This window comes from Sulfurimonas sp. (assembly GCF_016744025.1).
Lineage (GTDB): Bacteria > Campylobacterota > Campylobacteria > Campylobacterales > Sulfurimonadaceae > Sulfurimonas.
This window is the reverse complement of the sequence record NZ_JADGFC010000128.1, coordinates 1-7,343: the sequence shown is the minus strand read 5'-3', so window position 1 is coordinate 7,343 and position 7,343 is coordinate 1. Positions and strand designations below refer to the sequence as shown.

The 7,343-nt window shown below is 33.2% G+C and carries 6 protein-coding genes; 2 read left to right on the top strand and 4 right to left on the bottom strand.

Annotation, left to right across the window (positions count from 1 at the left end; all coding sequences use genetic code 11):
* The coding region (locus tag QZZ48_RS13210; RefSeq protein WP_366755937.1) for a hypothetical protein at nt 1-365 on the top strand (365 nt) is incomplete at its 5' end.
* Nucleotides 366-444: 79 nt separating this feature from the next.
* Nucleotides 445-2,568 (top strand): hypothetical protein, encoded by a 2,124-nt coding sequence (locus QZZ48_RS13205; protein WP_294966635.1) that lies wholly within the window; start codon nt 445-447, stop codon nt 2,566-2,568.
* On the opposite strand, the gene fliI is transcribed toward QZZ48_RS13205, so the two are convergent.
* The 4 genes from fliI to rsmA are packed head-to-tail and all read right to left on the bottom strand — an operon-like array spanning nt 2,555 to nt 7,217.
* Nucleotides 2,555-3,871 carry a flagellar protein export ATPase FliI gene (gene fliI, locus QZZ48_RS13200; RefSeq protein ID WP_294966633.1) on the bottom strand — a complete coding sequence of 439 codons (1,317 nt, stop codon included), beginning with the start codon at nt 3,869-3,871 and terminating at the stop codon, nt 2,555-2,557. The two genes, QZZ48_RS13205 and fliI, sit on opposite strands and share 14 nt — an antisense overlap.
* Nucleotides 3,872-3,883: 12 nt before the next feature.
* Nucleotides 3,884-4,468: a GTP cyclohydrolase I FolE gene (folE, locus tag QZZ48_RS13195; protein WP_294966631.1), complete on the bottom strand. Its 585-nt coding sequence runs from the start codon at nt 4,466-4,468 to the stop codon at nt 3,884-3,886.
* A gap of 22 nt (nt 4,469-4,490) precedes the next feature.
* Nucleotides 4,491-6,425 (bottom strand): ribonuclease J, encoded by a 1,935-nt coding sequence (locus tag QZZ48_RS13190; protein WP_294966628.1) that lies wholly within the window; start codon nt 6,423-6,425, stop codon nt 4,491-4,493.
* 15 nt (nt 6,426-6,440) lie between these two features.
* Nucleotides 6,441-7,217 carry a 16S rRNA (adenine(1518)-N(6)/adenine(1519)-N(6))-dimethyltransferase RsmA gene (gene rsmA / locus QZZ48_RS13185; protein WP_294966626.1) on the bottom strand — a complete coding sequence of 259 codons (777 nt, stop codon included), beginning with the start codon at nt 7,215-7,217 and terminating at the stop codon, nt 6,441-6,443.
* Nucleotides 7,218-7,343 lie beyond the last annotated feature (126 nt).

Sequence of the window (7,343 nt, the reverse complement as noted above, 5' to 3'; positions counted from 1 at the left end):
ATATAATATTAGTTAAAATATACAAACAAAAAGGAAAACAAATGAATAGAATCGTAAAAATAGCACTTGCTGCAATGTTACTGTTAGGAATGAGTTCTGCTACACTAAATGCAGATGTTACAAAAGGTCAAAAACTTTATCTTAAAAAGCTAAAAGGTGCTTGTGGCATGAATGGTGCAAAGATGGCTGCTCAACACTCTCAAGATGAGTGGTCAGAGTTAAAAGAAGAAGGTAAATTTACAGATGAACTTAAAAAGATTTGTCCAACTGCTAAAGATAAAGCTTTAAAAGCTAAATACCTTGATCACTATTATGATTTCTTTTTCGAATATGCTAATGACAGTGGTAACGTGCCATCTTGTTAATTAACTCTTGAGTCACATTCTGTGACTCAAACCCCTTTGACTTAAGCCTCCAAACTACTTTTTTTATCTATAATTTTAAATGCCTATAATCAATGATTGCCAACAAGCTCGTTCAGAGATAACTGCCTTTACAAAATTTAATAATGGCTCATTTGCTTTTTCAACTAAGCATCATGGAGCAAAAATTATTAATACCCAAGAATGTAGTATTGAACTAAGTTTTAAGCATGAAGATCTTAACTCCCAAGTAAAAGCTGTATGCTTTTCTCCTGATGCTAAATTTATTGCCTATGCAACAAAAACTCACCTTCATATTGCCAATATACTAAACAAAGAGGTCATTAAAAGTATCTTCCTTGATAATGAAGATATAACTCTTTTATCTTTTGATTTATCTTCTAAGTATATTGTTGCTGGAAATAATGAAGGAAGAGTTTTGTTGTTTAAGTATAACTCAAGTTCTCAACTTGCCAGACTCTGCTCTTTTGCATACCAAAAGACTAATACAAGTCTCAAAAAAAACTTTGTAAGCGCAATTACATTTTATAAAAACCTTTTAGCTGTAAGTGGACTCGGTGGTGCTATTTTTATCATCGACTTATATTCAGGTACAAATAAAAACATATTACTTCATGGAACTTCACGTAAAGATGCATTGTGCTTTATAAATGAAAACACAATTGTTAGTGGAGATAATGATGGGAATCTACAACTTATATCTATCCCAAACAATAGCATTATTAAAAGTATCAGTTTGCCATTTAGAAAAATTAGCCAAATAGTTACTATCCCTGATACAAAATATCTTATTATTCATGGCAATACTAATACAATGATAATTATTGATTCCAAAGAATACAAAATCATTCATAATAACTACATAGAGTTTGAAGATGATATAGATGTAATCGAAGCACTTGATGCTAAGACATTAGTTGCATCTTTAAAAAATCAAAAAATCGTACATGTTAAACTTCCAAGTAGGCAAAGACTTAGTTCACTGATTTTGCATAACTCTTTAGATGCAGCCTATGAGCTTATAGAAAATGAACCAATGCTAGAAAACACTATAGAGCATAACTCATTGGAGATAATGTTTCATAAAGCTTATCAAGATGCAGCAGATGCACTTATTAATCAAAATAAGGAATTTGCTAAGCAGTTAATGTTGATGTATAAAGATGTTGCTTCAAAAAAAGAGTCTGTAAAGCTTCTATTTAAATCATTTGATAACTACAATAGATTTAAAACACTCTACTTAGAAAAAAAATATTCACTTGCTTATGCAATGAGTAGTAAGTTTCCTGCTTTAAAGATGACAACACAATATAGAAAAATGGAAGAGAGATGGAAAGATACTTTTACCAATGCACAAAGACATATTCTTCTAGGTAAACCAGACTATGCAAATGCTCTCTTACAAGATTATATAACTGTTACACAAAAGCGTCCAATCATACAACTCATACTAAAGCATAATGATCTCTTTATAGATTTTTTACGAGCCTTGGATAAACAAAACTATAAGAGGGTAAATGAAATAGCAAAAATTAATGTTTTGTTTACTCAGATGCCAATATATGAAACTCTTGAGAATGATATAAAAAAATCTATAATAAGAATTAAAGCCTATATAAAAAAGAATAAAATAGAATTAGCTAAAAAGAGTCTAGAAAAAATAGAAGATATGCCCGGTTTTACAAAACAAGTAGAAGAGTTACATTCAATGTGTGATGAGATGCTAAGACTTCAAGAGTTTTATGAAAGCAATGACTTTTACTCTTGTTATGAACTGATTGACCTTTTTTCACATCTTAGTTTTAGTGAACTTGGTGAACTATTACAAAGACACTGGCAAAAACTGATGAATGAATGCGAGGAGTCTGCACTTAAAGGAAATATTGAAGGTATTAAATCTGTTTTAGGTCAACTAATAACATTAGATGCAAGGAAAGATAGAATAGGTGATTTACTAAGGCTTGCTTTTCAAGTTCAGATAAAATATTTTCTAGCTAATAAGAAGTTTAAGAGTGCTCAGAGCGTTATTTATTCTTATGTTGATATCTTTACTAAGGATAGTGAAATTAGTTCTTTAATGCTTAAGTATGAGTCTATTACGCATAATAAACTAGCTATTACTCTTCCATCAGATGCAGAAGTATCTAGAGACAGTTGGTTAAGTTCAAAACTTATTGTTGATTAGGAGAGATAAGAGCAGTAAGTTCTTCTAAAGAGTTTTTATAACTTATTTGCTCATCTGCATATTGAGACATAAATTTTTCCATACCTTTTTTCTTATCCATTGCTTCGTCAAGTTCTGAATCAGTACCTTTAACATAAGCACCTATACGAATGAGCATCTCATTTTCTTTTAAAAGAGTATAAAGTCTTCTAAACTTCATAACTACTCCAAGATGCTCTTTTGAGATAATATCATTCATAACTCTAGATGCAGAGTTAAGTACATGAATAGGTGGATAAATACCAAAGTCTGTAAGTTCACGAGAGAGGACAATATGTCCATCTAATATAGAACGAGATTGATCAGCAATAGGATCACTCATATCATCTCCCTCAATCAAAACAGTAAAAAAAGCAGTAATAGAGCCTTTTCCTTCTTCTTTACCAGCACGTTCCATAAGCTGAGGCAAAAGTGTTAGAGATGATGGTGGATAACCCTTTGAAGTAGGCGGTTCACCAAGAGCCAAGCCAATTTCTCTTTGAGCCATAGCAAATCTTGTTACAGAATCCATCATAAAAAGAACATCTAAACCTTGATCTTTAAAAAACTCTGCAACACTCATAGCTGCAAAAGCTCCATACTTACGCATAAGAGGAGAGTCATCTGAGGTTGCTACAATAATTACTGTATTTTCTAAATTACCACCAAGATTTTTTTCTATAAACTCAGGAACCTCTCTTCCACGCTCACCAATCAAAGCCACAACTTTTATAGGAGCTATTGAACCTTTTACAATCATTCCCATAAGTGTTGATTTTCCAACACCACTACCTGCAAAAATACCGAGTTTTTGTCCTTTTCCACATGTTAAAAGACCGTCTATACTCTTTACTCCAACACTAAAAATCTCATCAATCATTCCTCTTTTCATAGCTGCAATAGGAGCTTTAATGATTGGTGACATTTTTGATGTATTTATTATTCCTTTATCATCTATAGGACGCATAAAAGGATCAACTACTCTTCCAAGAAGAGCATCTCCAACAGGGATATTCATACCGGCTTGATCTAAAAAGACTCTATCTCCTGAGCAAAAACCTTCGACAAAACTAAATGGAGTTATAAAAAAAGTAGAACCATCAATCTCTGTTACCATACCAACTGTTTCTTGAGTAGTTGAATTTGAAATGATTTTAACCATATCACTAATACTTACACTTAGTCCGGTAGCCGTAATAATTGTAGCATTGATTTTTACAACCTCGCCAAAAGCTACTGAGTAGTTTTTAGAAGAGATTTTATCTTTTAGTGATTTAAATGGCATGATAGGATTGCCTTAGTAGCGAGTACCTGTAGGTGAATTAATCAGAGAGAAAAATTCACTTCTTGTTTTTTCATCTTTTTTGAAAAGACCACGAAGTGCTGATGATGTTGTAGTAGAGTTAATTTTTTCAACTCCACGCATCTCCATACACATATGACGAGCTTGTATAACAACAGCTACACCCTTTGGTGCAATTGCGTCCATAATAGCATCTGCAATCTGTTCTGTCAATTGTTCTTGTATTTGCATACGACGAGCAAATACATTTACAACTCTTGGTATTTTAGAAAGTCCTACAACTTTTCCATCTGGAATGTAAGCAACATGAACACGACCAATGATAGGTAGTAGATGATGCTCACAAATTGAGTAAAACTCTATATCTTTTAGAAGTACCATTTCGTCGTTTGAACTTGTAAATAGTGCTTTTTCTAAAATTTCTTTTGGGTTTTCTTTGTATCCGCCATATATAAACTCATATGCTTTTCTTACCCGAGCAGGAGTCTCTAAAAGACCTTCTCTACTTGGGTCTTCATTTACATGAAGCATCATTGTTTGTACAGCTTTTTCAAATTCTATATCTTCGTTTTTATTCAAAGTTTTGCCTTTAAAATATACTCTAAGATACTAAAACATGAGGAACTATCAGTGGATATTTCTTCATTTTTCTAAAGATATGCTTTCTTACTATTTGACGTAGGTCATTCTCTAACGCTCTTGGATTTTCAATTTGTCCATCTTTAACGTGAAGTAAGAAGTTTTCTAAGATATCTTCCATCTCTTTTGCGAAAGCTTTATCTTGCTTATCTGCAACGATACCAAATGTAGTAACCTTTGGTTTTGCTTGCATTTTACAGTGTTTTCCATCAACCTGAGCAACAAGCATAACGATACCATCAGATGCAAGTTTTTGACGATCAAGAACAATATCATCTTCAATTTGGTGATTATTTTGATTATCAATATATGTTTTACCAGTTTTAACTGTTTTAACTTTACGCATATATTTTGGAGCAATCTCTATCTGATCACCATCAGTCATAATCATGATATTTCTCTCAGGAACACCACACATCATACCTGTCTCTTTATGTGCCATTACATGGTTATACTCACCGTGAACTGGTAAAAAGAACTTAGGGTTCGTAAGACGAAGCATAAGTTTTTGCTCTGGAATAGAAGCATGACCAGATACGTGAATATCTTTTTCTCTAGAAATTGTTGCACCAGCACGTTGCAAGTGATTTAACATACCAGAGATAGAACCTTCATTACCAGGAATTGCACGTGAAGAAAGAACAATTAAATCTGTTGGTTTAATCTTCACATGTCTATGCTCACCAATAGACATTCTAAATAGTGCTGAACTTGGCTCACCTTGTGAACCTGTAGTAACGATAAGAACTTCTTTATCATTCAGGTTTGAAACCTGATCTGGTTCTACAAAAGCACTTTTTGGTAGTTTAATATAGTCATACTGTAAAGCAATCTCAATATTACGTTCCATTGAGCGCCCGATAACACAGATTTTACGACCATATTTAATACCATACTGAATAGCTTGGAAAACACGGTGAATGTTTGAACTAAAAGTTGAAAGTAAAACACGACCTTCAGCCTTAGCAAAAACTCTATCTAATGCCGGAGCAACACTTAACTCTGATTGAGTTGGTAGTGGATTGTAAGAGTTTGTCGAATCACTTAAAAGACATAAAACACCTTTCTCACCATAGTGAGCAAGTCTGTGTAAGTCAGCAGTATATCCATCAATTGGTGTATGATCTATTTTAAAGTCACCAGTGTGAATAATAGTTCCTGCATCTGTTGTGATTGCTAATGAAGATGAGTCTAAAATAGAGTGAGTCATATGCATCCACTCAATTTTAAAATCTTCACCAATTTCATAAACTTGTCTTTTTACAACTGGGTTAAAGTGTTTTCTACAGTCTTTAATATGATGTTCATCAAACTTATTACCAATCATCGCTAAAGGAAGTGGTGTTGCATAAATTGGAAATTGCATCTCTTTGAAAAGATATGGCATTGCACCAATATGATCTTCGTGAGCGTGAGTAATTATTACCGCTTTTATTTTATCTTTGATTTGACGTAAATAAGCAAAATCTGGTACTAAAATATCTACACCATGCATATCTTCATCTGGAAAACTCATTCCAATATCAATTAAAATAGCTTCTTTATCAGTTTCAAATACCGTAATATTTCCACCGATTTCACCAAGACCACCAAGTGGAGTAACACGCACTTTAGACTTAGAGTTTAAGTCTAGTTTATAGTGAGGGTTTAGTCTCTGCTTATGAGCTTCTTGATTTTTAACTACAAATGCTTTTAAATTTTCATCAGTCGGAGTAGGTTGTCTACGATGACGACTACGATTCTTATTCTTATTTGGAGTATTTGGCTTAGTACCTTTGTTAGCATTGCTAGTAGGTTTAGCACCATTATTACTGTTGTTATTCGGTTTTCTGTTGTTATTTGGTTTGCGATCTGATTGAGGGGTAGTTTCCTGTGTCCCTTGATTCTCTTCTGCCATCCAAACTCCTTTTATTTATATTATTTTTTTATAGAGTTGGTGATAGTCTTGGGTAGATACTTGATGAGGGCGTATCGTTAGTGTAAGTTCCAGCTCCTCAAAAGCTACTTGAAGTAAGCTTCTCTCATACTTTGCAGATAGATTTTTTATAAGGGTTTTTCTGGGTTGCTTAAATGCAACTCTAAGCAAGTCCTCAAAATCCTCATTATTTCTATCAGCATTTTTTCGTATAAGAAAAACAGCAGAGTCTATTTTTGGCGGAGGTTCAAAAGCAGTTGGTGGAACTTGCACAACTATATGTGCTTCTCCAACACTTTGAGTTATTACACTCAAAGATCCAAATACCTTTTCACCTTCATGCGCGCAAAATTTTTCTGCCACTTCAAGTTGTACCATTACAAGTATATTTTTACACATTGGATCTGCGAGTGCTTTCAATATGATGTTTGTCGCAATATAATATGGCAAGTTCGCCACTAAATCATACGGCTCATCAATAAGGCTACTCTTCCAAGCTTGTAGAACATCCCCACAATTTATGTGGAGTCGCTTGGTAGCAATCTCTTCTTTAAATGTACCTTGTAACAGTTTACACAAATCGGTATCGACCTCAAAAGCTTCTACGCTTTTGACATCTACTAAAAATTTAGTTAAATCACCTAAGCCAGGGCCAATTTCAACGATTTTATTATCATTTTTGGGCATCGCTTCGACAATTTTTCTTAGTACTGCTTCATCTTTTAGAAAATTCTGTCCGAATTTCTTTTTAGCTACTATGCTATTCTTATTCATAAAGAGGAGTGTATAGTAATTTTACTTAGAATAAGTTAACAATTAGCCTAAATTTGACTTTTTACATCTACAGACACTTAAAGTTGCTATGTATTCAATGTTTCACATGAAACATCTATATATAGT